General features: G+C 69.6%; 18 protein-coding genes, 1 tRNA gene and 2 pseudogenes. 10 read left to right on the top strand and 11 right to left on the bottom strand.

Going from position 1 to position 25,914, the window contains the following annotated elements:
- Window positions 1-98: 98 nt before the first annotated feature.
- Window positions 99-470, bottom strand: a pseudogene (locus AB0F03_RS26825) (response regulator); the annotation flags it as partial.
- A 166-nt stretch (window positions 471-636) separates the two neighbouring features.
- Here AB0F03_RS26825 and AB0F03_RS26820 point away from each other — a divergent pair.
- Window positions 637-708, top strand: a tRNA-Arg gene (locus AB0F03_RS26820).
- A gap of 257 nt (window positions 709-965) precedes the next feature.
- Here the strand turns inward: AB0F03_RS26820 and AB0F03_RS26815 are convergent.
- From AB0F03_RS26815 to AB0F03_RS26805, 3 genes and pseudogenes are all read right to left on the bottom strand, one after another.
- Entirely contained in the window at window positions 966-1,220 is a 255-nt protein-coding gene (locus tag AB0F03_RS26815; protein WP_361996352.1) for a hypothetical protein, read from the bottom strand.
- Between the two features lie 54 nt (window positions 1,221-1,274).
- Complete coding sequence (locus tag AB0F03_RS26810; protein ID WP_361996350.1) at window positions 1,275-2,129, bottom strand: nuclease-related domain-containing protein; 855 nt, start codon at window positions 2,127-2,129, stop codon at window positions 1,275-1,277.
- Between the two features lie 188 nt (window positions 2,130-2,317).
- Window positions 2,318-3,265, bottom strand: a pseudogene (locus tag AB0F03_RS26805) (site-specific integrase); the annotation flags it as partial.
- 171 nt (window positions 3,266-3,436) lie between these two features.
- On the opposite strand from AB0F03_RS26805, the gene AB0F03_RS26800 reads away from it, so the two are divergent.
- Window positions 3,437-4,411 carry a DUF1152 domain-containing protein gene (locus AB0F03_RS26800; RefSeq protein ID WP_361996488.1) on the top strand — a complete coding sequence of 325 codons (975 nt, stop codon included), beginning with the start codon at window positions 3,437-3,439 and terminating at the stop codon, window positions 4,409-4,411.
- A gap of 451 nt (window positions 4,412-4,862) precedes the next feature.
- Here AB0F03_RS26800 and AB0F03_RS26795 read toward each other — a convergent pair whose 3' ends face one another.
- The 5 genes from AB0F03_RS26795 to AB0F03_RS26775 all read right to left on the bottom strand — a co-directional run bounded on the left by AB0F03_RS26795 (window position 4,863) and on the right by AB0F03_RS26775 (window position 16,281).
- Window positions 4,863-5,189, bottom strand: a complete 327-nt coding sequence (locus tag AB0F03_RS26795; protein WP_361996348.1) for a hypothetical protein — start codon at window positions 5,187-5,189, stop codon at window positions 4,863-4,865.
- A 412-nt stretch (window positions 5,190-5,601) separates the two neighbouring features.
- Entirely contained in the window at window positions 5,602-11,223 is a 5,622-nt protein-coding gene (locus AB0F03_RS26790) for a DEAD/DEAH box helicase (protein WP_361996346.1), read from the bottom strand.
- Window positions 11,216-12,172: a hypothetical protein gene (locus AB0F03_RS26785; RefSeq protein ID WP_361996344.1), complete on the bottom strand. Its 957-nt coding sequence runs from the start codon at window positions 12,170-12,172 to the stop codon at window positions 11,216-11,218. The genes AB0F03_RS26790 and AB0F03_RS26785 overlap by 8 nt, the downstream gene beginning before the upstream one ends.
- Complete coding sequence (locus tag AB0F03_RS26780; RefSeq protein WP_361996342.1) at window positions 12,169-14,298, bottom strand: hypothetical protein; 2,130 nt, start codon at window positions 14,296-14,298, stop codon at window positions 12,169-12,171. Before AB0F03_RS26780 ends, AB0F03_RS26785 begins: the two co-directional genes overlap by 4 nt.
- Before the next feature lie 948 nt (window positions 14,299-15,246).
- Entirely contained in the window at window positions 15,247-16,281 is a 1,035-nt protein-coding gene (locus AB0F03_RS26775) for a Ku protein (RefSeq protein ID WP_361996340.1), read from the bottom strand.
- A gap of 53 nt (window positions 16,282-16,334) precedes the next feature.
- Between AB0F03_RS26775 and ligD the strand changes: the two genes are divergently transcribed.
- Entirely contained in the window at window positions 16,335-17,222 is an 888-nt protein-coding gene (gene ligD / locus AB0F03_RS26770; RefSeq protein WP_361996338.1) for a non-homologous end-joining DNA ligase, read from the top strand.
- Between the two features lie 24 nt (window positions 17,223-17,246).
- Here the strand turns inward: ligD and AB0F03_RS26765 are convergent, their stop codons facing one another.
- Window positions 17,247-18,050 (bottom strand): nuclease-related domain-containing protein, encoded by an 804-nt coding sequence (locus tag AB0F03_RS26765; protein WP_361996337.1) that lies wholly within the window; start codon window positions 18,048-18,050, stop codon window positions 17,247-17,249.
- Window positions 18,051-18,151: 101 nt separating this feature from the next.
- On the opposite strand from AB0F03_RS26765, the gene AB0F03_RS26760 reads away from it, so the two are divergent.
- The 7 genes from AB0F03_RS26760 to AB0F03_RS26730 all read left to right on the top strand — a co-directional run bounded on the left by AB0F03_RS26760 (window position 18,152) and on the right by AB0F03_RS26730 (window position 24,942).
- Window positions 18,152-18,664 carry a protein phosphatase gene (locus AB0F03_RS26760; protein ID WP_361996335.1) on the top strand — a complete coding sequence of 171 codons (513 nt, stop codon included), beginning with the start codon at window positions 18,152-18,154 and terminating at the stop codon, window positions 18,662-18,664.
- 242 nt (window positions 18,665-18,906) lie between these two features.
- Window positions 18,907-19,701, top strand: coding sequence for a hypothetical protein (locus AB0F03_RS26755; protein ID WP_361996333.1), 795 nt, complete (start codon window positions 18,907-18,909; stop codon window positions 19,699-19,701).
- Window positions 19,698-20,942: a HAMP domain-containing sensor histidine kinase gene (locus tag AB0F03_RS26750; RefSeq protein WP_361996331.1), complete on the top strand. Its 1,245-nt coding sequence runs from the start codon at window positions 19,698-19,700 to the stop codon at window positions 20,940-20,942. Before AB0F03_RS26755 ends, AB0F03_RS26750 begins: the two co-directional genes overlap by 4 nt.
- A gap of 146 nt (window positions 20,943-21,088) precedes the next feature.
- On the top strand, window positions 21,089-21,472 hold the full coding sequence (locus AB0F03_RS26745) for an SH3 domain-containing protein (RefSeq protein ID WP_361996329.1): 384 nt from the start codon (window positions 21,089-21,091) through the stop codon (window positions 21,470-21,472).
- Between the two features lie 52 nt (window positions 21,473-21,524).
- Complete coding sequence (locus AB0F03_RS26740; protein WP_361996327.1) at window positions 21,525-22,886, top strand: FtsW/RodA/SpoVE family cell cycle protein; 1,362 nt, start codon at window positions 21,525-21,527, stop codon at window positions 22,884-22,886.
- Between the two features lie 35 nt (window positions 22,887-22,921).
- The gene (locus AB0F03_RS26735; protein ID WP_361996486.1) at window positions 22,922-24,379 is read left to right on the top strand and encodes a penicillin-binding transpeptidase domain-containing protein; all 1,458 of its coding nucleotides are present in this window, start codon (window positions 22,922-22,924) and stop codon (window positions 24,377-24,379) included.
- Window positions 24,380-24,423: 44 nt separating this feature from the next.
- Complete coding sequence (locus AB0F03_RS26730; protein WP_361996325.1) at window positions 24,424-24,942, top strand: DUF3291 domain-containing protein; 519 nt, start codon at window positions 24,424-24,426, stop codon at window positions 24,940-24,942.
- Here AB0F03_RS26730 and AB0F03_RS26725 read toward each other — a convergent pair.
- Window positions 24,926-25,747: a hypothetical protein gene (locus AB0F03_RS26725; protein ID WP_361996484.1), complete on the bottom strand. Its 822-nt coding sequence runs from the start codon at window positions 25,745-25,747 to the stop codon at window positions 24,926-24,928. The two genes, AB0F03_RS26730 and AB0F03_RS26725, sit on opposite strands and share 17 nt — an antisense overlap.
- Between the last annotated feature and the right edge of the window lie 167 nt (window positions 25,748-25,914).

Here is a 25,914-nt window from a genome sequence, read left to right as displayed (position 1 = left end):
CCACTACTTCCCCTTCCCCCGTCACCGCCGCCGCCTCCTTCGCCCCCGCCTCCCCCATCCCCGTGGGCCTCTCCCCCGTGCCCTCCGTGTCCGGTGCGGCGCTCGATGAGGTCCATGACGAGCCGCACCAGCTCGGCGGGCTCGAAGGGCTTGGCGAGGAAGGCGTCCACGCCGACGTCGAGACCTGCCTCGACGTCGTACTGCGTACACGCGCTGATGATGGCGAGGGGCAGATGACTCGTACGGGGATCGGCACGGAGCCGGGCGGCGGTGCGCAGCCCGTCCAGCCGGGGCATGACGACGTCGAGCGTCACGACGTCGGGCTGCACCTGATGCACCACGTCCAGACACTCGGCACCATCGGCCGCGGTCACGACCTCGAGCCCTTCCAGCTCGAGATTGACCCTGATCAGCTGCCGGATGACCTTGTTGTCGTCCACAACAAGCACCCGCCCCGAAGCGCCTGGCACACGTCGAGAGTAGGTCGGCTCCGGCCACCGCGTCCGGGTTTTCCCCACTTCCACCCCCTACCGGGGACGCGCCCACCCCGCACCCCGGAATCGGGTTCCTGATCACCCCCGCGGACCTGCTAGTGTTCTACCCGTCGCCGCGAGCGAGAAGCTCAACGCAAGACACGCCCCCGTAGCTCAGGGGATAGAGCAACGGCCTCCGGAGCCGTGTGCGCAGGTTCGAATCCTGCCGGGGGCACCCAGCATGAGGTGCCCAAAGACCCCGTCACCAGCGGAAACGCTGAGGCCGGGGTCTTCGCGTATGTGCAGGCGTGTGCCGCCCGGAGCGGGCGTATGCCGGGGTCTGTGGACGAGGCGTGGACGGGATCTTGGAGCATCGCCGCAGGTGAGGTCCAAGAATGGGCGAGGCCGGCACCGGCGCCAGGTGCCGCCGCCCTGATAGACATCACCACGCCACCAGGGCTACCAGCGGGCTCCCACGAGGACTACCGACACCTAATCGTGGTTGTTGCTACGGGCTTGGCGTGCCGCCTCCTCGCGCTGCTTCCTGAAGTAGTCGTCCTTCCGCTTGATGGCACGCCGACGCCGCGCCTCCTCTTCCTGCCGCTTCCTTGTCTCGTTCTGCAGCTTCTCCGCTGCATCCCTGAAGATCGGGCTCTTCACCACATCGTTTTTCATCAGTACAGCCAGTCCCGAGACCACAGCCGCACCCGCCAAACCAGTCAGCGCCATCAGCTTCGCGCTCTTCATTCGTTGCTCACCCCTCAGCACTAAGACATCGCCCGCTAGTCGCTGTCCACCAAGTCAGGCGTGGCTCCAAGCCTGACGATGGCGAGCAACGCTGTACACCCGTTCCACCTGGTCGGCCGTGAGAACGCCTAAGAGCGGACCGAGGGCCGACACCTGGCGCTCCTGGTACACCCTGACATCGAGCTGCGTAGCGACCACCTTCAGCTCGGTCACACCTACGAAGACGAGCACCGGCTCCACCACTACCGGGAAGTCGCAATAACGCTCAAGCACTCGGGCGACCCGCTTCGCCTCTGCCCGGCTCTTGCGTGCGTAGGGCGCCGGTTTCCCGTGATCGACTTTTACGGAATCGTCCCCGACCCATACGGCCCGCTTGTGGTGGTGCTTCGTATTGATGCTGAACACTCCACCAGGCCCGATCAGTAAGTGATCGATATCTACTTTGTTGGCCAAGGGGACGGAGTGCAGGACGCGCCAGCCGTGGCGCCCCAAGCGGTTTAACTCGGCTCCCACTCGCCGCTCCCCCGCCAACCCCTTTCGCCAGGGGTCCCATTCCGAGGGCCGCCGCAGAAGCCGTGAGACGACTCGCTCCATCAGTCCCGGGCCGGATTCATCGAGCAGATCACGTATGGACTTCCCGGGAGGGTTGACGGCCAGGTCGTCGGCCGGCGTCAGAGGCGGCAGCATCGGACGCGCCTGAACCTCCGGCGCCCTGTCTGGCGGGACAGGCTCGGTGAGGTTCTGTAAGTGCTTCGTGAGCACGGCGATCACGTCGTCACGACACTCGGCCCGCAAAACCGTGATGTCCCCCGTCGTGACGTCCGCCCAACCGACCGCGGTGCCATCAGGCAGGTTGGCGTACAGACGATCATGCCCGTACCGCTTCCAGCGGGTGACGTGCAGTTCCATAAGGCCCCCTGTGCTCCCGCGTTGCCGTTGCAGATATGCCAGCAGCAAGCGAGACGAGGCCACAAGACCGCATGGTGTGCCGCTTGACTCAGCTCGCCGCTTCCGAACGAGGCATCGGCGCAGGTAGGGCCAAAAAGAGGGAGGCCTCAGGCGGCATGCCTGAGGCCTCAGTGTGGGTGCAGGTTGTCTCACTCGTACTCGCGGAGCAGGTCCTCGATGCGCCGGTTGGCGACGTCCTGCCGTCCGTCGAGGCACTTCGCGTAGCGGGTCAGCAGGACCTCAACGCTGTTGCCGGCGCGTTCGGCAACCTCGGTGGGATCCACTCCCGCATTGAGCCACGTCGACAGCGCCGAGTGCCGAAGGTCGTACGGCCTGCTCGCAAGCGGCGAGGCCGCGACAGCCGGCGGAAGCGCCAGAAGCCGAGCCTCTTGCCACACGCGGTAGTAGGTCGAGGACGGGACGACCGAACCCCTCTCACTGAAGAAGAGCCGCCCGTCCTCCGCTGTGCCGAACGTGGCCAGGTGCTCACGCAGCACGGCGACGAGCTGGGGCGGGATGGGCACACGCCGGACGCCCTCAGCCGGTCGATTCTTGAGCCCGCGGTCGTCGTGGGTCTCCCCCGAGTCCGTCCATTGCTTGCCGACCGAAGGACGGGTGCGGTGGAGCAGCGCCGATCCCCAGCCCTGCTCAGGGAGGACAAGGTCAGTCTCGACCAGGCCAACCGCCTCAGCGGGCCGGAGGCCACCGAAGTACATCGCCGCGAACAGCCCGACGAGACGCCGGCCGCGAGCCCGCCGGTATCCGCCCACGTAGGACACTGCCGCCAGGAGATTGCGTGCCTGCTCCGGGTTGGCCACAACGCGCGGATCGACCTGGTTCGAGACCTTGGGCTTCTGCCAGCGAACCGCCGTAATCGGATTCTCCCGCAGCTCCCCCAAGTCGACCGCGTAGTTCGCAGCGTTGACGAGGGTCCGCCGCTTCCGCCGCACGGTCTCGGCAGCTGCCGCGGTGCCGTCGAGCTTGAGCTTCAGCCCGTCGAGCACCGCGCGGGCCGTTGCCGGTTCAGCGAGGTCCGCGAGCGGCCGGGAAGCCTTCGCTACCCAGTGCAGGACGTTCCGAACATTGTCCGGAACTTCCGGCGGAACGAGAGCGGCGGCCTGGTGCTGGTTCGTCGTCGCACTGACCGCGTCGCTCGGGGCCAACGTGGCCACGGAGGAGGTGGCGACGCAGTCGCCGCCGCAATGCTTCACGCCGCCCTGTACGGCGACGAGGACCAGGCGGTGATCCTCACCTAGGCGTGGGACCGCCTGCTCATCGACCCGGTACCGGGCCCACGAGGAGCCCGCGACTTCACCGGCCTCCGGCAGATCACCCCGGCCGTCTCGGCAGTGCCGGCCGAGGCCCGTCCGATCGCACCAGCCGGTTTCACACTGCCGAGGCTTGCCGCGGAACTCCCGCATACCTTCGCACTGCTCGACCCATACCAAGGTGCCGAAGGCGTAACGCGTCAGCTGGAAGAACTGGTCAGTCACTTCGGGCCGGAGTCCATCGACCTCCTGGACGTGGGCGGTGACATCCTCGCCCGGGGCGACGAGCCGACGCTGAAGAGCCCTCTCGCCGATGCCCTCACCCTGGCCGCTGCCTGCCAGGTGAACGCGTCGGTCCGCCTCCTGGTCGCCGGCCCCGGCCTGGACGGCGAACTCTCCCCGGGCGACCTACGTCCGATGCTCGGTTCTGTCCTCCACACCCTCACCGCGGACGACGTGCAGCGGATCAGCGCAGTCCTGGAGTGGCACCCCTCCGAGGCAACCGCGATGCTCGCCGCAACGGCCCGAGGCGTCCGGGGCACCTGCGAGGTACGAGACGCGGGGCTTCCCGTAGCTCTCACCGACGAGGGCCCACGGGTGCACGAGGTTGACCTGGACGAAGCGGTGAGCCGCAACAGTCTGGCCCGGGCCATCATGACGACCGCTGCCCTGGACGAGGTCGAGGCGCATAGCCGCCAGGTCTGCGGGTTCTCCGAGATCGACTATGAGCGCAACAAGGCCGCGTGGCTGAAGGACCAGTCACCGGTGAGACTGGACGCCGAAGCCGTATTGCCGCAGCTGGAACAGTTCGAGACGGAGGCCCGCAGCCGCGGAGTCACTCACACGACGTTCCGCCGCATCACCGAGGCTCTGCACCTCAACGGCTCTCAGCGCAGCGAACTGCGCTGGCTGCTCATCAACAGGCGCCCGGAGCAGTACGACGCACCCCTGTGGCGCATCACGACGACTGCCTGAGTAACAACTTTCTCTACGGGTTCAAGGCGGCTCGCTCCGCTCACCGCGCGCGGCCCGGCCCCCGGCCGGGCTTGCGCTCCTGTCTCCGCCCCGCTCCAGCCCGGCCGGCGCCCGCGCCGCGCACATAGCAGCGAGCCAAAGACCACGAGTCGAGTGCCACACAGGAGCGGCCCCGGTCAGAGCGATGCCTCCGGCGGGGGATCGGCCGGCACCGGGATGGCGGGGGCGCCGTCGTCGGCCGCGGGCGCGTAGTGGCGTGCGCGGGGTGCTCCCATCCCGTCCGCCGTCGACCCAGGCAGAGCCGAGCAGACGCGGCCCATGGCGTCCAGGTCGTTCGTACAGTGGCGCGCTCCACCTGGACGCCATGGACCACGCCCGCTCCACGGTGTTTGGGTCGACGGCGTACGGGATGGGAGCTGGGGAAGGCGGTGGGCTGCCGCCCACAGCAATCTCAATGTTCGGAGGGGGACTCCTGCGCCTCATCTGCGAACAGGGAAATCTGCCCGCGCATCACCGGAGAACGAGAAGGGCGCGCGTAGTCAGAGATGGGACCAAGCGTTCGCAGCACGGTCGCGTCATATAGCCAGCTGAGATTCCCTTCCTTTTCCAGTCGGCCGCTTACCTGCAACGCCAAGTCTTCCTCATGCGCCCTGACCGCCTCATGATATTCCTCTTCATCCGAGAGTCGGACGCGGACCTTTTTTGCTGGCCCCGATGCGGGCGCCTCGATACTAAAGACACCAGGACTTCCAGCCTGCTTCTTGGCGAGTAGGTGCACTCGTCCGATCATCGTCGTAACTCGGGAGGAGTCATCTGACGCTAGTTTCATAGCCGCTTTATTTAGTGGAAGTAGATCCGAACCTTGCAGGTCAAATCGAGAATCTAGGTCAACAGGAGAGGGCATGGCGGGATCCCACTCCACGCTAATATCTGCACCGTCCGAATTCTCGGCAGCGTCCGAACCGACCTCAAATGATCTCAGCTTCCCAAGCTGAGAGCGCGAGTTCGATTCTCGTCACCCGCTCCACACGAAACACCCAGGTCTGTGACCTGGGGGTTCTTTGTCGTCTTCTCCCACGCAGAATGGAAGTTCACCCCACCTGACGATCATTCGGTTCAGCGTTGTGGATGGTTAGTGATCAGGATTTGAGGGAGGGGTTGAAGACAGTCGTAGTTCTAATCCTGTACCACTATTCGTCGATGCCCTCGAATTCGGTCACCATGGAGACAATCCTCGCGGGCGCCTTATCGAGGAGGAAGTCGTCGGCGAAGACGACCTCGGGGATGCCTCGGCAGTCTGCGGCCGCGGCTCGCCTGACCGCAGAGATCCGGGGGGATTCAACTTGGTCGTCAGCTGCCTCGAAGGGACTCTTGGCGGCTACCCACATACGCTGCTCAAACAGGACGGCCGGGCCTGCCCCACCGAGGTCCGGTACGAACTCGGCACCGCCTTCCAGGAAGTCAGCCGCCCAGTTCTGCAGCAGCCGACTGGGCTGGCGCGGCTCGATGCGGGTACCTGTGGCCTCCCCGGAGAGGATGGCAAGGAGGTCGTCGGCGAGCCGCCAGTCCAGGAGCGAGTGGTAGGCCATGTTGGTGTAGTCGCGCAGGCACTCGTAGCAGGAGCCCCGGCAGTCGCGGCCGTGGCTGCCGTCACGGAACTTCTCGACCATGCGGTTGGCGGCGGCCACGAGGTCGTTGAAGACCTCGGGCTCGGCCAGGTGGGTGCAGTAGCCCGCGCCGTTATCGAGGGTGTCGGAGAGGAAGGCGAACGTCCGCGCCCGGGAGCCGGCGGATCCGGCACCGTGGATACCGGAGGCGATTTCGTTCGGCTGGACCTGGAGGATATCGCCGGCTGCCACACGGAGGAGTGCGGCCAGGGAGTACCAGCCGGCACGGCGTCCGGAGCGGTCATCCGGGAATCCGGTCGCCTGGGCGACTGAGGCGAGGTTGAGGCGGAGGCCGTGTTCCAGACTCTCGCCCGAGGCCGGGCCGAGGAGGAAGAGATCGGTGTGCTGGACCGCGCCGATCGCTGTGCCAGGGGTGCTGCTGGCGTCTTCAACGGTTCCGGCCAGCCAGGGCGCGTAGACGGCAGCTTCTGCCTCTACCAAAGCACCGGACCAGTCGGAGGTCGCCTTGGCCGGGGAGAAGTGGAAGAGCCGACCGCCGTTGTCGTTGACCGCGTAGCGGCGGCCCTTTCCGGCATGCACCACCATCCCGGCTTGGGTAATCCGCCGGGGAGCACCGGACTCCAGGTCCGCTGCCGTACGCGGGGAGAGTGATCTGGCCCTCCAGGCGAAGTTGCCGTCGAAGTCGCGCGCCTTCCCTCCGGTCATGAAGCCGGCCGGCTGATGGAGGCTGATCTCCCGGTACGAGCCGTCGGATGCTCCGCAGGCAGGACACTCCGCAGTCCGCTCTTCGTCTCCGCCCGGCTCGGAAACAGCCTTCGCGTCCTCGTCGAGGTGCCCGCACGCACGGCACATACCGATGTGCTGCGCTTCGCCGAGGGGATCACTCACAGCCTTCGGGGTCCCGCCTCCAGGCACGTATCCGACCACACCGACCGATGTATGGACCTTTCCGTCCTTCACGGTCTCCGCGCCGGGGGCGAACTGCGAAATCGCGACGTCGAGCGAGCGGTCGACGACACCTGGCGGGGGCCACGGGTAGGACTCCCGCGGCCGCCTCGTGTAGAGGTAGCGGACCGACGTCGGGAAGCCGAACATCGGGAGGAGGCCGGACTCGGCCAGGCGCTGGCTGAGATCGTGGTGCCCGCGGGATGATTCAGCGACAGCGGTGACTTCGGCAACAAGGCGCTCCGTCGCCCATCGAAGTGCCGCGTCAGGAGCCCCGGTGCTTTTCGTGTGGCTCACGAGCGCCTCGGCCACCGCACTGATCTGAGCGGCCTCGGATGCGATCCACGCTTCGACTGCGGGTCGGACAGCATGCCAGTCGCGGACGAGTCCGAACTGGCCGTGGACGTTGCGCGTCGGGTCGAGCTCAGCGTCGCCCGCGGAGTTCGCCTGTGCGAATTCGAACGCCCGGCGGAGCACCTCAGAGGCGAGGACCCGCTGGTAGATGTCCTTCATATCCGTAGAGAGGTACGGAGGCGGGGTCGGAGCGTCAACGATGCGCTTGGGGTCCTGGAAGTAGTGCTCGTCGTGACTGCGCCCGCGGCACACCGTGAGCGCAAGGGCTACGGGCGCCCCGCGGCGGCCTGCCCGACCGACCCGCTGCTGGTAGTTGAAGCGGGTGGGCGGCATGTTGGCCATCAGCACGACGGAGAGCGGTCCGATGTCCACGCCGGCTTCCATCGTCGTGGTCACCGAGAGCACGTCGAGGGTGTCGGGCCGCGGGTGTTCCGCATCGTTGAGGAACACGCTCTGGAAGCGGGCTTGGCGCCCTTGGGCCTCGATCCGGTCGGTCTGGCCGGTGAGCTCCGCGGTGTTCAGGCGGAACTTCCCGATTCCGTTCTTCGCCATCCACGCGTAGTAGTCGTCCTCCGGCGGGTCGAAGTCCTCCGCCTCGGGAGGCAGCGGTCCTCCGCACTTCGTACAGATGCCGGTCCCAGGGTGCAGGTGCCGACGGTGGCATACGCCGCACTCCCACGCGAGGCCTTCACCATGTCGGAGAGACACCTCCTCCGGCTGGATCACATACCCGATCACGGCCTTGCCCCAGGCTCGCTCGGCTCGATGCTGGACATCCTCCTCGTCTTGGCCTGTGACCGCTGCAATCCTCTGCCAGTAGTCGCGGAGGCGACGAGGCGGAGTGTCCGCGGCAGTACGGAGGCCTGCGAATCGGCGCAGGTGGCCGAGGACACGCAGGCTTCCCCGTACGAGTGCGATCTCCGAAGCCCGGTCGCTGGTGAGGACCGACCTGTCTGACGCCAGCGAGAGCCAGCCGAGACCGAGTGATTCGAAGTCCCTGCCCGCACTGCCGAACAGTCCCATGAGGAGCTCCCGGCTGAGGGACTCCCGTATCTCGTCGCGGAGATCACGCTGCCGCGCGCTGAGAACCGTGCCGGACTCGTCGCGGACCTTCCCTTCGGGATCATCGGGCCATCGGTACAGCGACGACCACCGCCGTGTCTCAGTGCCCTTCTCATAGCGAGCCGTCTGCAGCGAGGCGTTCGGCCCTCCCGGGTTCACTCCGAGGTGGACTAGCTTCTCGGCAACGGTGGCGGCGTGGCTGTCCAGACTCGGAACCCTGCTCAGATGCGCGTAGAGCTCCTCCTCCGTGTCAGGTTCTGGATCATCGGCGAGGTCGTCGAGACTCTCGGCAGAGGGCGGCTTCTGGAGCTTCTCCCATTGGTCGTATGCGGCGGGGTCCCTGGGCCGGATCCGCTTTCGGGCGGCCTGAGCTGCCGCTAGGTCCTCCTGGGTCCGCGAGGCACTCTGGTAGAAGCCCTGGATCACTGCCAGGTCGGTTGTGGGATCTCCTTGGTTCGCGACTTCCTCCGCAAGAAGCAGACGCAAGAGGTCCTGGTAATGGCGCAAGCCGAGGCCGGCTGCGAGCTTCGCGGCGTCCTGGCGGCTGTCGGAGAAGACGACGGCCTGACGCGTGGGCAGTTGGGCGAGGACGGCGGTGGTAAGTACCTGGTTGACCTTCTCGAAACCGGTGCGCATCGACCGGACTGGAGTCCGGAGGCGACGGGGGTCGCTCAAGCTGAGGTTGTCGTGCCCGATACGCCGGACCTCCCAGTTGTCGCCGCAGCCAGGGCACTGGGAAGGAGCGGCCGGAAGGTCTTCGAGCCGGAGGCGGGGGCGTCCGCGTTTCGGCTCTGGAACGCTGGTGTGGAAGGACCAACCGGTGTGGTTCCTGTGGTTGCGCAGCATGCCGGTGCGGGGGTCGTACGCACTCCGCTTGAACTCGAATCCGGCGCTCATCGCCCCCTTGTCGGAACTCGTCTCCCAGTCCAGCTTGTCCGCGGCAGGGTGCTTCTTCCTCGGCCAGTAGACGACGTAGTTAGCCGCGCTGGGGCCGAGGGAGCCCCCGTCGGGTAGCGAGTCGAGGTCAGGCAGATCGGCAAGGAGACCGGCTTTGAATCCCTTCCCCCTGCGCTGCTTGAAGGCGGATTCCGGGGCGTACCCGCCCAGCAGCACATCGCCGCAGTTCTGGCAGTAGAGCAGTTCGAGGACCCGGGCTCCGCAGTCGCATCGCGAGGTCGGCCGCGAGAACAGCTTTCCGACGGTCCGGGCGCTGTCCTCTCCGTGGGCGGGCTCTCCGTCAGCGGGTTCTCGTCCGGGGATCTGCGGGCACTCAGGATCCGAGCATGCCCAGACTCCAGGGATGTTTCTGAAAAAGAGGTGGCCCCGCAGAGTCGGCAGCTTGGGCAGCCCGCTGCGGCGGAGCGCGGCCAAAACGCCTGCCAGAGCGTCTGCTTGCTGCTCCTTCGCCACCGCCGGGAACATCCTGGCGGCGACTGCGTCGTCGAAGTCGGCGGTCAGCCGGTCGCCGTCCCGAAGTGCGTTGGTGAGGGCGTCGCCGGCACCGGTACGGGCCAAGAGGTCGTCAGCCTCGGCCGCTCCGGGCTCAGAGCCGAGACGCGCGAACTCGGCAGCATGATCCGACACGTCGGAGTCCGTGGTCGCAGGCAGGTCCAGACGGCCGCCGAGCACTTCGAACCGGTCGCGTTCGATCCCGAAGAACTCCTGGAGGAAGTCGAGGTCCCGGGGTGCTTCGAGGGAGGCAGACGCTGCGATGACCCGGAACTTGTCAGGACGGTCGGTTAGGCCCAGGCGGTGGCGGAGGTTCCTCAGCAGATACGCGATCTCCGTACCGGCTGTGCCGCGATACGTGTGGAGCTCGTCGACCACCAGTGTGAAACGGGCGTCGGGGACCTGGTGCAGCCACTGGCGCGTCTTCTCGAAGACGGACGCTTCCCGGGACCGCATCAGCATGACGTTCAGCATGCTGTAGTTGGTGATCATGATGTCCGGGGGTGCCTGGATCATGTCCCAGCGGGAGCGCATCTCCGCACCGTCGAGCCGGGGGATGAAGTACTTGCCGTCGCCGTCGCCGCTCTGGGCCTGGCGGGAGCGAGCCTCGGTGGCGGCAAACTCCTTGCGGAGGTTCCTGACGCCGGCAGCAGAACCGATGTCCCCCGGGACAGGTGTCGCGCCTGTGTAGCGGCCGAAGTAGAAGCGGTGTCCAGGGCGCTTGGCCTCAAACCACGCGCGCACGCCGTCGCTGTCCAGAGCCTTGCGCAGACGCATCATCTGGTCGTCGACGAGCGCGTTCATCGGGTACAGCACGAGTGCGCGAACGGCAGCGTGGCGGCCGCGCTCGCCAGCCCTCTGCGGCTGGAAAGCACCGTCGGGCGAGGTCCACCAGCGGTTGGCCGGGGCTGACGTCGCACTCCACGACTCGGACTCCCGCACCAGGTCGGCAAGGATGGGGAGCAGGAACGCCTCCGTCTTACCTGATCCGGTACCGGCAGTGATGACAACGTCGCGCCGGTCCCTGACCGCGGCGGCGAGCGCCTGGTGCTGGTGCTCGTGGAGGGAGCGAACACCCTTGAGGAGGCCCAGCTCGACGAGTTCGGCGAGCTGGGGGTGGGCGGCGGCCTCGCGGACCGACGCGGCGATGCTCACTCCGGCAGAGACGTACTGCGGCCGGACCTCGATCAGCGGGCGGCGCCAGGCGCCCCCATCACGGTCGAACAACCGGCGCCGTTCCTCCTCCAGTCCATCGTCTGCCAGCCCGAAAGGGGTGTCGTAGTAGCGGAAGAGCGCATTCTTAAGGTGATCAAAGGAGCCGACTATGTCCAGTCCGTGATCTGCCGCGGGTTCTGTCGTCGCGTTGTCATGCATGAAGGTCTCCGAGCGTCTGCCCGAGCGATGCGGCGATCTTCAAGGCCACGTCCCCCGGGACGTTGTCGTACGCAAGATTCTGGGCTGACTCCTGAATGCGGGGTGCGAGGCCGGAGCACATGGCAGCAACCCTCCGCTGCAGGTCCGGCAGCGGATAGCCCCAGTCCACGAAGAGCGTCCCCATGTCGTCGCGACCGCAGTCGGCCTCGGGGCGCCACCGCAGTACGTCGGCGGCGCTGTTCTGCTCGGATAGCACCGTGTAGATGCCGTACTCGTGCGTGGTCTCGAACCAGGCCCCGTCGCGGAGAACCTGGCAGACCCGCTTGCTGTCCCTGCGCTTTAGCCGGTACAGGCCGTCACCCTGCGGACGGACGGTCGGCATGTACCGCCGCTGCTCCAAGTCGTAGCGCTCCAGCGGTGCTCCGTACTCCGGCGCCGAGGTGCGCTCCGCCAGGCCCGAGCCCGGCAGCAGGGCCGCACCCCGGTAGGCAAAAGTGGGAGCGAAGACAGCTCTGAGGTCCTCCGCCAGATCGCGGAGTTCGCTCTCGTCCCCGAATCGGACGAAGTATGAAGAGGGAAGTTGGATGTCCCGAGGCGGCCGGTCCGACGAGGCCCGGTACAGCTGGACGAGCCCCTCGTCCTGCAGCTCGTCGAGTCGCCGGTCGAAGGAGGCCGTGCGGCTGCCCGTGATGGCGGCAAGGCCCTGTGCCTTAGGCAGCGGGGTGAGCACCGGTGGCGCAGCGGACCAGCGGCGCCCGCTCCAGTCGACGTCGAGGTATGCCAGAGACACGGCATCGCGGAGCCAACGGCCTGGTGCGCCGGACTCGATCTCGTCGGACTCCTTGGCGCCGAGCCACCACAGACTCTGCTTTGCTTCGGTGAGACTCCCCGCCCCCTCTTCGCTGAACCAGCGCAGCAACAGGTCTCCCGCGCCGATTTCCGTGCTCATTTCCCACCCCGATCGCGCGTGTTGCTGATTTCTGCGGCAGCAGCCACGTACTCGGCCCAGCCTGCCGCTCGGCACGCATCGGCGGCGCTGAGTACGACGTATGCCCAGCGGTAGTCCTCCCAGCTCGGTACCGGGGCAGGAGCCGGAGCACCGGGATCAGCTGGCCGCACCCACCATCGCTGTAGAGTGCGGTAGACGAACCACACAGCGCCATTAGGGATCTCTGCTTCCATCGCGGGGGTTTCGGACGCCTGGGGGATGCGCTTGCTGACCCACGACGGTGCTTCTTGCCTTCGTACCGGCGTCACCGTTCCGTACTGGTCGAGGAAGTAGGACTCCACAACCTCGAGCTTGACGACGACTGTTCGGGCCGGGGCGGGAGCAGACGTGGCATCCGCGCCCCGGATGAAGGCTCCGCTGTCCTCGTCATCGCACTCGCTGACGCGGTGTGCGGAAGTGCCTGTGCACCGGTAACCGAGCGAACCGGTGCCCTCAGGAAGTCCTTCGTGGAACCCGTCGTAGACGGTGAAGATCTGGCGGCTCGAAGATGTGCCTACCTCGTGCTGACCTTCCTCGAAGGCGAGGCAGTTGAGGGGGAAGGGCACCCGGGGGTCAGCGCGCAGGTTCTCTGTCTGGCCGTCGAGGGATACCTCGACGGTACGGTCGGGAGTGTCGGAGGCCGGCAGGAAGAGGTCGGGTTCCCCGCCCCTGAGGTAATGGCCCGCGACGCCGGATCCGGTGCGGTACTCGCGGGCGATGCGGAGTCCGCCGATCAGCTTCGTGTGCTGCCTGATCTGGGGGTGCAGGACGTGGCTGTGCTCAGCGCTGGAGTCCAGCGCCTGCTTGAACGCGGAGGTATCGGCAGCTCGCACGCCCTTGAAGAGCCGCCACCCGGGGACAGGGGCGGCAACCTCCCGCACCGTCTTGGACCGGAGCCCGCTGAGCATGGCGCGCACCTGGGCCGCCGACGACGAGGACGCCAGTATCCAGTGCGGCTCACCGGGTTCGAAATACTCTGTGCTCACCCACTCGCCGAGATCCGCGTGCATGCGGAGCAGTACGACCTCCTGAGGCACCCATTCGATGACGAGGTCGTCGCCGTCGAGATGGACACCGAGGCGGAGCTGGGGCTCTGAAGGCACCAAGGTCTCAAGCCCTGAGTAGACCCCCCCGTAGTCGGTGCGGAGGGTGAAGGACCGGCCGTCGTGAATCCGGACAGTCGTCTCCTCTACACCTTCGGCAGCGTCCGCAAGCCACTCCAGACGGCGGCCCTTGTCCGTCACCGCGATACGCAAGCCCAGCGCCCGGCGCCGCTGCTGACGCTCCGGCTCGTGAAGGGTTCCGTCCCAGGCGGCGGCCAGCCGCTCCAGAAGGGCGACGATGAGTGGATCGCCGCCCTCGCCGCTACTGGGCGCAGATGCGAACTTCAGCTCCTCCATAAGCCGGGGAGACAGGCCCCGGCCACGCCCCGCACTCCACGCGTTGAGCCGCCGCAGGAGCTCTCGGCCTGGCACCTCGGTCGAGTTGTGGGGCCGCAGCCGGGTCGTGGCGAAGAAGCGTGTGAGCGCTTGGCGGTCCGACCTGCGGACGAGCGCCTGTGAGACCGGGTATCCCACGCGCCAGTAGAACTCGTCCGTGCTCACTGTGCTCGTCCCGTACAGGCCGCCGGTATCTTCGAGCCAGGAGTCCAGTTCCTCCCACATGGCCGCTACGTCGTCCAGGGCCTTGTCGAGGCGGTTCGCTTCGGGTCCCTCCTGCGGGACGCCGAACATCTGGTACCAACGTCCGCGGAAATTCGTTCGGCGCATACCGTCCGAGGTCGCCATCCGGGTGGCCGCGAGGACCGACGCCGCCAGGACCGGAAGGCTCGGCGGCGCGCCGGTGCTCCCTTTCGCCGCCCATACCCGGCACTGGCTCATCACGCGCCAGAGCAGGGTCTTGTCCGACCCCGACCAGTAGAGCTCGTCCGCGACGGCGCTGCTGAGCGACTCCTCGATGCCGAACCGCTGGGCGAGTTCCCGTTCAACCTCGTCGTCGACATACAGCACGGTGCTCTGCAGGGCATGGTCAGCACCGAAGAACTCGTCAGAGAGGACTTCGTGCCACCGGTCGTACGCTCGCTTCATCTACCTGCCTCTGCCCACAGCACTGTCCGCATCTAGATCTTGCGTGGCGTGGGGGGATGTGCCCTCGCCGCGGCCTGTTCCCGGCCCGACTGTTGCGCCGCGCGGTGGCGGCGGGTTGGCCAGGTGACTGCAGCGTGGGGCGTGCAGAGAGGGACGCCCGTGGTGAGCGCACTGATGTCGGCAACGATACGACAGCACGCGTTCCATGTCAGTAGCTTCCGCAAGCCGGTGACCTGCGCTTGCGTGACCGGCACGGGTGTCGCTACAGGTCTCCGGGCCAGCTTTCCATCTGGCGGAGGCTCCGGCGTACATCGGCACGGAGCGCTTCCGACCTTTGAACCGAGTTCTGGGCCAGCTTCGCCAAATAAGCGTCAGACATGGCCAAACGCGCACATGCGAGCTCAAACTCTTCCAAGAGTTCGTCCCCAAGAGTCCTCGGGCGACCCAGTCCGCGCCGCCGCCCCGGAGGAGCACATCCCCGCCGACTGAGAAGGCGTCCGGGGACCCGGCCACCCCGAAACCGAGGCCGTACGCGCGGACCTTAGCAGCGGACAACAGCGGTCGCGAGCGAATCATGGTGTACATCCGTGCCAGGCTGAGATGGCTTTGCCCAGCATTGCTCAAGCCGGGATCGAAAGGGGTGCGCAGCCAGCCATGGACTATCCGTGGACTGGCCCCGCCTGATCTACCACGTGCAGGGCCGTGACCTGCAGCGTTACCCAGTTCCCAAGCGCCCTCCGGGCCGTGTGCGCAGGTTCGAACCCTGCCGGGGCACCCAGCATGAGGTGCCCAAAGACCCCGTCGTCAGCGGGAACGCTGATGACGGGGTCTTCGCGTATGTGCAGGTGGGTGCCGGCCGAAGTGGCCGCCCGAAGACCCTTGCGGCGCGGGCATGGCGTGCGTGGACGTGGCTGTTCGCCCCGGCCGGGTGTCCCGCCTGACCGTCGCTCAGGCGGGTCGTTTCCGGGACGGTGTCTTCTTCTCGGTGGGTTTCTTCGCCGTGCTCTTCGTCGTACCGGTCGTCGTGTTCTTCGGTGTCGCCTGTGTCTTCTTCGCCGTGGTCTTCGTGGGTGTTGGCTTCTTCTTGGTGTCCTCGGCCGCCCTCGGGGTGGGCTTGCGGGTTGTGGGCGTCTTTTCGGTGGTCGGCGTCTTCTTGGGCGCCGCCCGTCCTCGCAGCGGTCTGACCTCCGCCTCGCCGGTGGGGGTCCCGCGGGACTCGCGGGCCGCTCGGACGCTGTTCTCCAGGGCGGCCATGAGGTCCAGTACCTTGCCGCCGGCGGCGGGGGCCGGGGATTCGGGTGGGGTCTCGCCGGCGGCCTTGGCCGCGATGACCTCCTCCAGGGCCTCGCGGTACTCGTCGTGCAGGTCCTCCAGGTCGACCTCGCCGAGGGTGTCCATGAGGGCGTCCGCGAGGTCGAGTTCCTTGTCGCGGATGGTCACGTCGGTGTCGGGGGCGATGCCCTCGGGAGCCCGTACCTCGTCGGGCCACAGCAGGCCGTGCAGGGTGATGGCGTCCTCCACGACCCGCAGCATGCCGAGGCGTTCCCTGCCGCGCAGCGCGTACTTGGCGATGGCGACCTTGTCGCTGCGCTTGAGGGCCTCGCGCAGGAGGGTGTACGGCTTGGCGGCGGGCGTCCCGCCGGCCGCGAGGTAGTACGCCGAGCTCATCTGGAGGGGGTCGATCCGGTCGGCCGGCACGAAGGCCACGATCTCGATGGTGCGGGCGGTCGGGATGGGCAGGTGGGAGAGGTCCTCGTCGGTGATCGGGATGATCGAGCCGTCGGCGTCCTCGTACGCCTTGCCGATCTCGTCCTGGCCGACCTCGCGGTCCTCCAGTTCGCACACCTTGCGGTAGCGGATGCGGCCGCTGTCCTCGATGTGGATCTGGCGGAAGGAGACGGCGTGGTTCTCCGTGGCGTTCACCAGTTTGACCGGGATGGTGACGAGACCGAAGGAGATGGCGCCGTTCCAGATCGATCGCACGTGCCGCACCCTGCCTTTCCCGTTTTCTCCGGTTCGTCTGGGATTGTCATCTTATGACGCCTATCACAGAGGTGGAGGGGCGCCGGGTCGCGCTCAGCAACCTGGAGAAGGTGCTGTATCCGGAGACCGGCTTCACCAAAGCGGAGCTGCTGCACTACTACGCGACCACCGCCGGGGCCCTGCTGCCGCATCTGCGCGACCGCGCGGTGTCCTTCCTGCGTTATCCGGACGGCCCCGACGGACAGCTGTTCTTCGCCAAGAACGTGCCGCCGGGTACGCCCGAGTGGGTCACGACCGCGAAGGTGCCGCGCTCGTCGGCGGACAGTCCGGCCCGGATGGTGGTGGTGCAGGACCTGCCCAGCCTGGTCTGGGCGGCGAACCTGGTCGCCGAGTTCCACACCCACCAGTGGCTGGTGCAGACGCCCGACGAGGCCGACCGGCTGGTCTTCGACCTCGATCCGGGTGCGCCCGCGCACATCGTGCACTGCTGCGAGGTCGCCCTGTGGCTGCGTGAGCGGCTCGCCGCCGACGGGATCGAGGCGTACCCGAAGACGGCCGGGTCGAAGGGGCTGCACCTGCTGGCGGCGGTGCGCGGGAGTTCCTCCGAGCGGACGTCCGAGTACGCGAAGGCGCTGGCCGTGGAGGCGGAGCGGGCGATGCCCGGGCTGGTGGTGCACCGGATGAACAAGAGCCTGCGGCCCGGGAAGGTGTTCGTCGACTGGAGTCAGAACGCGGCCCGCAAGACCACGGCCACCCCGTACACCGTGCGCGCCCGCCGGGCCCCGCTGGTGTCCACGCCGGTGACCTGGGAGGAGGTCGCCGGCTGCCGCAGCCCGGAACAGCTGGAGTTCCGGGCCGGGGACATCGCCGCCCGGCTCCAGGACCTCGGTGACCTCATGGCCCCGCTGACGGACCCGGCGAAGGCCGCCCCCCTGCCCTGACCTGCGTCTGCGTCCACGCCCGCGCTAGACCCTGCCCCAGGTGTTCCGGTCCCGTGCCATCCCGTGCAGGGCCTCCACGTCCGCCGGCTTGAGGACCCCGCCCAGCTGGGCCAGGTCCGCCAGCTCGGTGTCCCGCAGGATCCGTACCCGGCGCGGCTGCGCGGTCACGGTCACCTCGGCCGGGGCGGTGAGGACCAGTACCGCCCGGACCTCCGCGGTCAGCGCGTACGAGGCGCGGTCGGCGTCGGCGCGCAGGCGGCGCAGCAGCGGCTCGGCGGCGCGGCGGCCCAGGCTGATCATGGGGTCGGCGACCAGGACGCGCGTCCTGCGGGCGTACAGGGCGTGGACGGCGAACAGGCCGCCGGGGCCGATCACCAGGTGGTGGATGCGGCCCCCGCCGGGCAGCGGTACCGAGTGCAGGGTGTGCCAGCCGGCGCCCTCCAGCCCGTCCAGTGCCTCGCCGGCGCTCTGCTCGGCGGCCAGGGCGCGCCGGCGGGGATCGGGGCGCAGCCGGTGGGCGGGGCCGGGGTCGCGGTCGAGGGCGACGAGCAGGGCCTCGCCGGGGCGGTTGGGGGCCAGGTCGTCGTCCGGGTGCAGGGTCAGCCGGGCGTATTCAGCGGGGGTCGGGACCGGGGGCGGCCCCACGGTGACCGGGCCGGTGAGGAAGGGACGCAGCGCGTGCAGCACGGCGTCCCTGCTGTCCTCGCCGAGCAGATTGACCCGGCCTGTCTCACGGTCGTACCAGGCGACGTTGCTTCCGTCCGCGCGGCAGACGTACAGCCGTTCCCTGCCGTGCCGGCCGGCCGGCACCACGCGCAGTCCGCTCATGTGCCATCACCCCTCGACCATGGGAACAGGCGGGGTGCTCCCGGGGCAAGACCGGTTACCGTGGAGGACGGCCCTCGCGAGAGGGAGTTGGGGAGGCACCGGTGCGGACCCGCGGAAAGCAGCCTGACGTACCGGCTCCGGAGAGCCCGTGGAACGAGATCCTGCCCGGCCTGTGGATGGGCGGGCACGAGTACCTGGGCCGTTCCGGGCGCCTGGAGTCCGCCGTCGTACGCGACGAGTTCGACCTGGTGCAGACGCTGCTGCGGCTGCCGGGGTACGGGCCCGGTCCGGGCGTGGAGCACCATGTGTGGCCGATCCCCGACGGGCCGCTGGACGGGACGCAGCTCGCCGGGGTGATGCGGCTGGCGCGGGCGGTGGACGAGGCGCTGGACGCCCGCCGCCGGGTGCTGGTGCGCTGCTGTCACGGGTACAACCGGTCGGGGCTGGTCATCGGGCATGCCCTGGTGCGGCGGGGTGAGTGCGCCGACGAGGCGATCCGGCTGATCCGGGCCCGGCGCTCGGCGTGGGCGCTGCACAACGAGCTGTTCGTGGCGTACCTGCGGGCGGGCCTGGCGACCGTACGGCTGCTGGAGGAGCTGGCCGAGGCCGAGTAGCGCCCCCCGGGGGGAGGCGGGGGGCGGGAGGCCGGCAGCGGTCCTCGGGCGGGAGGCGGAGCGGGCGGGATGCCGGTCCCGGCAGGGGTCCCCCGACAGCCGTACCGTCCCGCCGGGGCCGCCGCCCCTCCCCCGGTGCCCCGTGCCGTGCGCGGGACGGGTGGTCGGCTCAGGCTGGGCACATGCCTCCGCGCACCCACGAATTAAGGTGGCGGGGATCGAACCCGACGCCCAGGAGCACCGTGCCAGCCCGTCGTCCCGCGCGCACCGCCCTCGCCGTGACCGCCGTCGCCCTGCTCGCGGCGACGGCTGCGGCCTGCGGGGACACCGGCGGGCTGCGGGGCGCCGGGTCGACCCCGGCCGCCGCGAGCCCCGTGAAGCTCTGGCCCGGACTGCGGCCGGCGGCCAGCCCGGCCTACCCGTACGACGTGGCGACCAGGGAGACGGTGAAGGATGTCACCGTGCCCGGGGACGACATCCGGAAGGTTGATCCGGTGGACGTCGTCGAGGCGGAGCTGAAGGCGCACCCGGCCGACTACGGGCCGAAGGGCACCTACCACGCCACCGTCGACCGGATGAAGGAGTGCCGTCCGGGCGGTGACCGGGCCCGCTGTCCGCTGCTGGAGCCGTACTACCGGGACCTCACCGGGGACGGCCGGCCCGATCTCACGCTCGGTTTCCGGCTGTATCCGACGAACCAGACGGGCGTACGGGTCTACACCGTCGAGAAGCACGGGCTGGTGCAGGTGCTGGCCGACAACGACGCGATCACCGGGGTGGAGCTGGCCGGCCGGGCGCTGATCGAACGTTCGCCGGCCGACATCTCGGGCTACGAGTACCGCACCACCTGGGTGTGGGACCCGGGCCAGCGCGCGATGGTGTTCTCCCGCGACGAGTACCTGCACGTCGGTGACGGGCGGCACGGCAGGACGCCGTCCGCGTCCCCGTCCCCGTCCGTCTCCGTCTCCGTCTCGGCGTCCGTGTCCCCGTCCGCCTCCGTGCCGCCTTCCGCGTCGCCATCCGCGAGCGGGCGATGAGGCTCGCGCTGCCCCACTGGGCCGGGACGCTCGCCGTCAAGGCCGCCGCGTTCATCACGGTGATGTGCTGTGCGCTGGCCGCGCTGCTCGGCGTGCTGGTCCACGTCTCGGTGACCAACCAGACCGTCGGGCAGGCCCGTGACCTGGCGCTGTCCCGGCTGACCGACGCGACCCGGGCGTACGAGGCCGGGGACACCCTGCTGCCGGGCGCCGCGGTGGACCCGGGCGGGCTGCCCGCGCCGCTGCGGACGCTTGCGGTGGCCGGGAAGCGCGGCACGATGGTCTCGACGCACCGGGGACGCCCGACCATGTGGGCGGCGGGGCCGGTGGCCGGGCGCCGGGCGCTGTCCGTGGAGGTCGACTACTCGCAGCAGTCCCGCACCATCGCCGGCCTCGACCAGTCGATCCTGTGGTCGTCGGGGCTCGCCATCGGGGCGACCGTGCTGGTCGGCGCGTTCGCGGTGACCCGGGTGACGAGGCGGCTGCACGGCACCGCGCGGGTGGCCCGGCGCATCAGCGCGGGCGACCTGGACGCCCGGGTGGAGGATTCGCGGACGAAGGATCCGACCCGGGCGCAGGACGAGGTGGCGGCGGTGGCCGCGGCCCTGGACTCGATGGCCGCGTCGTTGCAGGGCAAGCTGCTGAGCGAGCAGCGGTTCACCGCGGACGTGGCGCACGAGCTGCGCACCCCGCTCACCGGGCTGCACGCGGCGGCGGAGCTGCTGCCGCCGGGCCGGCCGACGGAGCTGGTGCGGGACCGGGTGGCGGCACTGCGCACCCTCACCGAGGATCTGCTGGAGATCTCCCGGCTGGACACCGGGCGGGAACGGCTGGAGGCCGACACGGAGGAACTGGGCGCGCTGGCCGGGCGGGTGGTACGGGCGTCGGGTACGGAGACGGAGGTGCGGGTCCTGCGGGACGCGCGGGTGGAGACCGACCGGCGGCGGCTGGAGCGGGTGCTGGGGAACCTGGTGGCCAACGCGCACCTGCACGGTCGCCCTCCGGTGGTCCTGACGGTGGACGGACCGGTGGTGACGGTGCGGGACCACGGCGGCGGGTTCCCTGAGTACCTGGTGGAGCACGGGCCGCAGCGGTTCCGTACGGAGGGCGGGGCCAGGGGCCACGGGCTCGGGCTGACCATCGCCTCGGGGCAGGCGGAGGTACTGGGGGCCCGGCTCTCGTTCGCCAACGCGGTGGACGGCGGCGCGGTCGCCACGCTGACGTTGCCGGGCGAGGGGTAGCGCCGGGAGCGGGGTCCGGGGCGCGAGGTATGGCGGTACTCGTTCCCGCCCGCCGTCCGTTGGGCCCAGCAAAAAAGGCAGCCCCCCGAGGGGCCTCCTAATGTGGCGATTGGTCAGGTTCCGCCCCTTTTCCCGGAGGTAACCCCATGCGCCTACGCCGCTCCCTCACCCGGTGTCTCGCCGTGGCCGTCACCACGGGGGCGCTGGCCGCCGGTGCCGCGGTCGCGCCGGCCGTGGCCGGCGACGCCCGGGGAACCGACGATCCCGGGTCCGCAGCGCACGACGACGCCTCCGGCCCTTATCAGGGTGTCGTCACCGCCCGGGGTGGCCTGTGGCTGCGTGACCGGCCGGACCGGGGCAGCCGGCGGGTGCGGCTCGTGCCGGAGGGGGAGACCGTGTCCGTCTTCTGCAAGACGGGCGGCGAGCCCGTGCGCGGCAACCCGCTCTGGTACCTGCTCACGGACGGCACCTGGGCCTGGGGCTCGGCCGCGTACATCCGGAACGTCGGCCCCGCGCCACGCTGGTGCTGACGCGGCCGTCGAACAACACCCACAACTCGTCCCGTTTCGGTAGGTTCCGGGCATGACCAAGGCCGGAACCACCGTGACGGCGGCCCCCGCTCCCCCGCGCACTCCCCGCCTCCCCCGGCGCCGGGGCATCGAACTGGCCCTGATCGTGCTGGCCGTCCTGCTGTCGGTGTACGGCTACTGCGCGGTGGGGCTGGCGCGCACCGGTTCCGTCCCGCCCGGTGCCGCCGGCTACGGCGCCGGACTCGGCGTGCTCGCCCTGTTCGCGCATCTCGCGGTGCGCATCCGGGCGCCGTACGCCGATCCGCTGCCGCTGCCCATCGGGGTGCTGCTCAACGGGCTCGGGCTGGTGCTGATCTACCGGCTGGACCTGGAGACGCCCGGCGACCGGGCGGCCCCCACCCAGCTGGTGTGGTCGACGTTCGGGATCGGGCTGTTCATCGGCGTCGTCCTGGTGCTGCGCGACCACCGGGTGCTCCAGCGGTACGCGTACGTGTGCGTGGTGGCCGCCCTGGTGCTGCTGGCGCTGCCGATCCTGTTCCCCGCGGTCAACGGCGCCCGGATCTGGATCCGGATCGCCGGGTTCTCCATCCAGCCGGGCGAGTTCGCGAAGGTGCTGCTCGCGGTGTTCTTCGCCGCCTATCTGGCCGCCAACCGCAGCGCGCTCGCGTTCACCGGCCGCCGGCTGTGGCGGATGCAGTTCCCGACCGGCCGGGTGCTCGGGCCGATCGTGACGATCTGGGCGGTGAGCGTGGGGGTGCTGGTGCTGGAGCGGGACCTCGGGACCTCGCTGCTGTTCTTCGGGCTGTTCGTCGTGCTGCTGTACGTGGCCACCGGGCGGACCGGGTGGATCGCGGTCGGGCTGCTGCTGGCCGTGGTCGGCGCCGTCGCGGTGGGGCGGCTGGAGCCGCATGTCAACGGGCGGATCGAGGACTGGCTGCACCCGTTCGCCACGATCCAGGCCGGGCAGGGACCCAACCAGCTCGTGCAGTCCCTGTTCGCCTTCGCCGCCGGCGGGGTCCTGGGCACCGGGCTGGGGCTCGGGCACTCGATCCTGATCGGTTTCGCCACCAAGTCGGACTTCATCCTGGCGACCGCCGGGGAGGAGCTGGGCCTCGCGGGTCTCGCGGCGATCGTGCTGCTGTACGCCCTGCTCGTGGAGCGCGGCTACCGGGCGGGCCTGGCACTGCGCGAACCCTTCGGCCGGCTCCTCGCGGTCGGGCTGGCCTCGATCGTGGCGTTGCAGGTGTTCGTGATCGCGGGCGGGGTCACCGGGCTGATCCCGCTGACCGGGATGGCGATGCCGTTCCTCGCCCAGGGCGGTTCCTCGGTGGTCACCAACTGGGCGATCGTGGCGCTGCTGATCCGGGTGAGCGACTCGGCGCGCAGTCAGTACGACGGCCGGGAGGCGCCGTGACCGAGTACGGGGGCCTGCCCGAGAACGGGCGCCCGATGGCGAAGTACATCCGGCACGCCTGCGCGTTCTGCGCCCTGCTGCTGGCGGCCCTGCTGGGCAACGCGGCCCGCGTGCAGGTCGTGCAGTCCGGGGAGTACGCCGGCAGCCCGGCCAACCGCCGTGCCACGATCGCCCGTTACCAGCAGCCGCGCGGTGACATCCTGGTGGGCGGTGTGCCGGTCACCGGCTCCGTGGACACCGGCGAACAGCTGCGCTTCGAACGCGGCTATTTGAACGGGCCGTTGTACGCGCCGGTCACCGGCTTCGCCTCGCAGAGGTACGGCACCACGTTCCTGGAGCACGCCGAGGACGGGGTGCTCTCCGGCACCGATCCGATGCTGGCGCCGCTGCCGGTGTGGAACGACGTGACGCGCGCGCCGAACCGCGGCGGGGACGTCGTCACGACCCTGAACCGCAAGGCGCAGGAGGCCGCGTACCGGGGGCTGGCCGGCCGCAAGGGCGCGGTGGCCGCGCTGGACCCGGCCACGGGCCGCGTCCTGGCGCTGGTGACCAGCCCGTCGTACGACCCCGCCGAACTGTCCGGCAACAGCGAGGCGGTGACGTCGGCGTGGTCCCGGCTCAACAGCGACCCGGAGAAGCCGATGCTCAACCGGGCGGTACGGCAGACCTATCCGCCGGGGTCGACGTTCAAGGTGGTCACCGCGGCGGCGGCGCTGGACGCGGGCGTGGTCACGGACCTGGACGCGCCCACCGACTCCCCCGCCCCCTACCGGCTGCCCGGCACCACGACCCGGCTGACCAACGAGGGCGACGGCTGCGTGGACGCCTCGGTGCGGGACGCCTTCGAGTGGTCCTGCAACACGGTGTTCGCCAAACTGGGCGTGGACGTGGGCGTGCGGGACATGGCGGGCACGGCACAGGCGTTCGGGTTCAACGACTCCGCTCTGCGCATCCCGTTCTCCGTGGCGCCCAGCACCTTCGACAGCCGGGTGGACCGGGCGCAGCTGGCGCTGTCCTCGATCGGGCAGTACAACACCCGGGCCACGCCGCTCCAGATGGCGATGGTCGCGGCGGCGGTCGCCGACGGCGGCCTGCTGCGTCCGCCGTATCTGGTGGAGCGCACCACCCGGCACGGCGGCGAGACGCTCACCGGCAGCGCGGCCCGTCCGGGGCGGCAGGTGATGCGGCCGTCCACGGCGGCCCGGCTGAGGGAGCTGATGGCCGGCGTGGTCGAGGAGGGCACCGGCACCCGGGCGGCCATTCCCGGCGCGATCGTCGGCGGCAAGACCGGCACCGCCCAGCACGGGGTGGGCAACGCCGGGGTGCCGTACGCCTGGTTCGTGTCCTGGGCGCAGGCCGATGACGCGCCGGAGCCGCAGGTGGCGGTCGCGGTGGTGGTGGAGGACGCCTCGGCGGACCGGGGCGAGATCAGCGGGGGCGGGGACGCGGCGCCGATCGCGAAGGAGGTGATGCGGGCGGTTCTCGCGGGCTGAGACGGGGGGTGCCGGTGGCCCGGTGGCCGACCTACCGTGCGCCCATGACGGAATCCGTGATCGCTCACCAACTCGCCCAGGTCAACATCGCCCGCCTCAAGTACCCGCTGGACTCCCCGGAGTTGAAGGACTTCGTCGACGCCCTCGACCCCGTGAACGCGGTGGCGGACACCGCGGACGGCTTCATGTGGCGGCTCCAGGGCGAGGACGGGAACGCCACCGCCGTCCCCGTCCTCGGCGACGAGTGGCTGATCATCAACATGTCGGTGTGGCGGGACGGGGACGCGCTGACGGCGTTCATGTACCAGGGCCGGCACCGGGAGCTGCTCGCCCGGCGGCGGGAGTGGTTCGAGCGGCCCGGGGAGGCGATGACCACGCTGTGGTGGGTGCCGGCCGGTCACCGCCCGGCGGTCGCCGAGGCGGAGGACCGGCTGCTGCACCTGCGGGCGCACGGCCCGACGCCGTACGCCTTCTCACTGCGGACGCCCTTCGCGCCGCAGGCGGCCCCGGGAACGACGGCGGCGGCGTCCGCAGAACCGGTGGCCGTCAGCCGACCGGCTTGAGCATCTCCGTACGGACCTTGAGGGTGTCGCGGGCGGCGGCGTCGAGGTCGATGTCGGCGGGGTCCTTCTTCTCCATGCCCACCGCGCCGATGATGGCCGCCGTGTTGCCGTCCGCCCAGGCGCAGACCGGGTAGGTGAGCGTGACGAGGGCGCTCTTCTGGATCAGCACCTCGCAGCTGACGGGCGTGTCCGCGCCGGACGGGGTGACGTCGCGCGCGGGCTCCCCGACCGTGACGTCGTCGGCCTCGGTGGCGCCCTTGAGCATCTTCCGCCGGACCGCTGCCTCGTTCTTGAACCGGCCGTACATGCCGGACACCAACAGCGAGCCCTTGGTGTCGTCGCCGCCCGGGCTGTAGCGGGCGGTGACGGCGTGGATGTCCTTGGCGTCCCAGGCGCCGTCGGCCTCCCGCTCGACCTTCTTGCCCTCGGTGCCGGAGTAGTCCTGGGCGAAGACGTACGTGCCGTCCAGCAGCGTGTGCGGCAGCGTGAGCTTGTTCCTCGCCTCGGGGAAGCCGCTCCCGACCGCCACCCCGAGCAGGACGAGACCCACGACACCCAGCGTGACGGCACCGCCCACGATCCCGAGCACCAGACCCACCCGGCGCTTCTTGGGGGGCGGGCCCATGGGCGGCACACCGCCCCAGCCGGGGTAGGGCTGCGGCGGATAGGGCTGCTGCGGGGGATACGGCTGCTGCGGATAGGACTGCTGCGCGGGGTACGGCTGCTGCTGGGGGTACGGCGAGCCGTACGGGCCCGGGGCCGCGGGGGGCTGCGGGCCGTAGGGGTACTGCGGCTGCGGAGGCATGGACACGCCAGCACGCTACTGCATCCGGGGAAGCGCACGGCGCCGCGTCCGCGCCGGCCGGGATCACGCGATCCGGCACACAGCCCGGCCCAACAAGTCGTGCGCGAGGGATTGACGAGCTTGCTGACAGGCAGTCTCATAAGAGGCGAGACGACTACCCCCGGGTA

The sequence above is a fragment of the Streptomyces sp. NPDC028722 genome (assembly GCF_040637655.1).
GTDB lineage: Bacteria > Actinomycetota > Actinomycetes > Streptomycetales > Streptomycetaceae > Streptomyces.
This window is presented reverse-complemented; position numbering and strand designations above follow the sequence as displayed.

What these genes read in the sequence shown, in the direction of transcription:
- AB0F03_RS26815 (WP_361996352.1), bottom strand. Translation starts at nt 1,220, where the DNA reads ATGAAGAGCGCGAAGCTGATGGCGCTGACTGGTTTGGCGGGTGCGGCT.
- AB0F03_RS26780 (WP_361996342.1), bottom strand. Translation starts at nt 14,298, where the DNA reads ATGAAGCGAGCGTACGACCGGTGGCACGAAGTCCTCTCTGACGAGTTC.
- AB0F03_RS26735 (WP_361996486.1), top strand. Translation starts at nt 22,922, where the DNA reads ATGGCGAAGTACATCCGGCACGCCTGCGCGTTCTGCGCCCTGCTGCTG.
- AB0F03_RS26790 (WP_361996346.1), bottom strand. Translation starts at nt 11,223, where the DNA reads ATGCATGACAACGCGACGACAGAACCCGCGGCAGATCACGGACTGGAC.
- AB0F03_RS26740 (WP_361996327.1), top strand. Translation starts at nt 21,525, where the DNA reads ATGACCAAGGCCGGAACCACCGTGACGGCGGCCCCCGCTCCCCCGCGC.
- AB0F03_RS26725 (WP_361996484.1), bottom strand. Translation starts at nt 25,747, where the DNA reads ATGCCTCCGCAGCCGCAGTACCCCTACGGCCCGCAGCCCCCCGCGGCC.
- AB0F03_RS26810 (WP_361996350.1), bottom strand. Translation starts at nt 2,129, where the DNA reads ATGGAACTGCACGTCACCCGCTGGAAGCGGTACGGGCATGATCGTCTG.
- AB0F03_RS26785 (WP_361996344.1), bottom strand. Translation starts at nt 12,172, where the DNA reads ATGAGCACGGAAATCGGCGCGGGAGACCTGTTGCTGCGCTGGTTCAGC.
- AB0F03_RS26750 (WP_361996331.1), top strand. Translation starts at nt 19,698, where the DNA reads ATGAGGCTCGCGCTGCCCCACTGGGCCGGGACGCTCGCCGTCAAGGCC.
- AB0F03_RS26765 (WP_361996337.1), bottom strand. Translation starts at nt 18,050, where the DNA reads ATGAGCGGACTGCGCGTGGTGCCGGCCGGCCGGCACGGCAGGGAACGG.
- AB0F03_RS26745 (WP_361996329.1), top strand. Translation starts at nt 21,089, where the DNA reads ATGCGCCTACGCCGCTCCCTCACCCGGTGTCTCGCCGTGGCCGTCACC.
- AB0F03_RS26730 (WP_361996325.1), top strand. Translation starts at nt 24,424, where the DNA reads ATGACGGAATCCGTGATCGCTCACCAACTCGCCCAGGTCAACATCGCC.
- ligD (WP_361996338.1), top strand. Translation starts at nt 16,335, where the DNA reads ATGACGCCTATCACAGAGGTGGAGGGGCGCCGGGTCGCGCTCAGCAAC.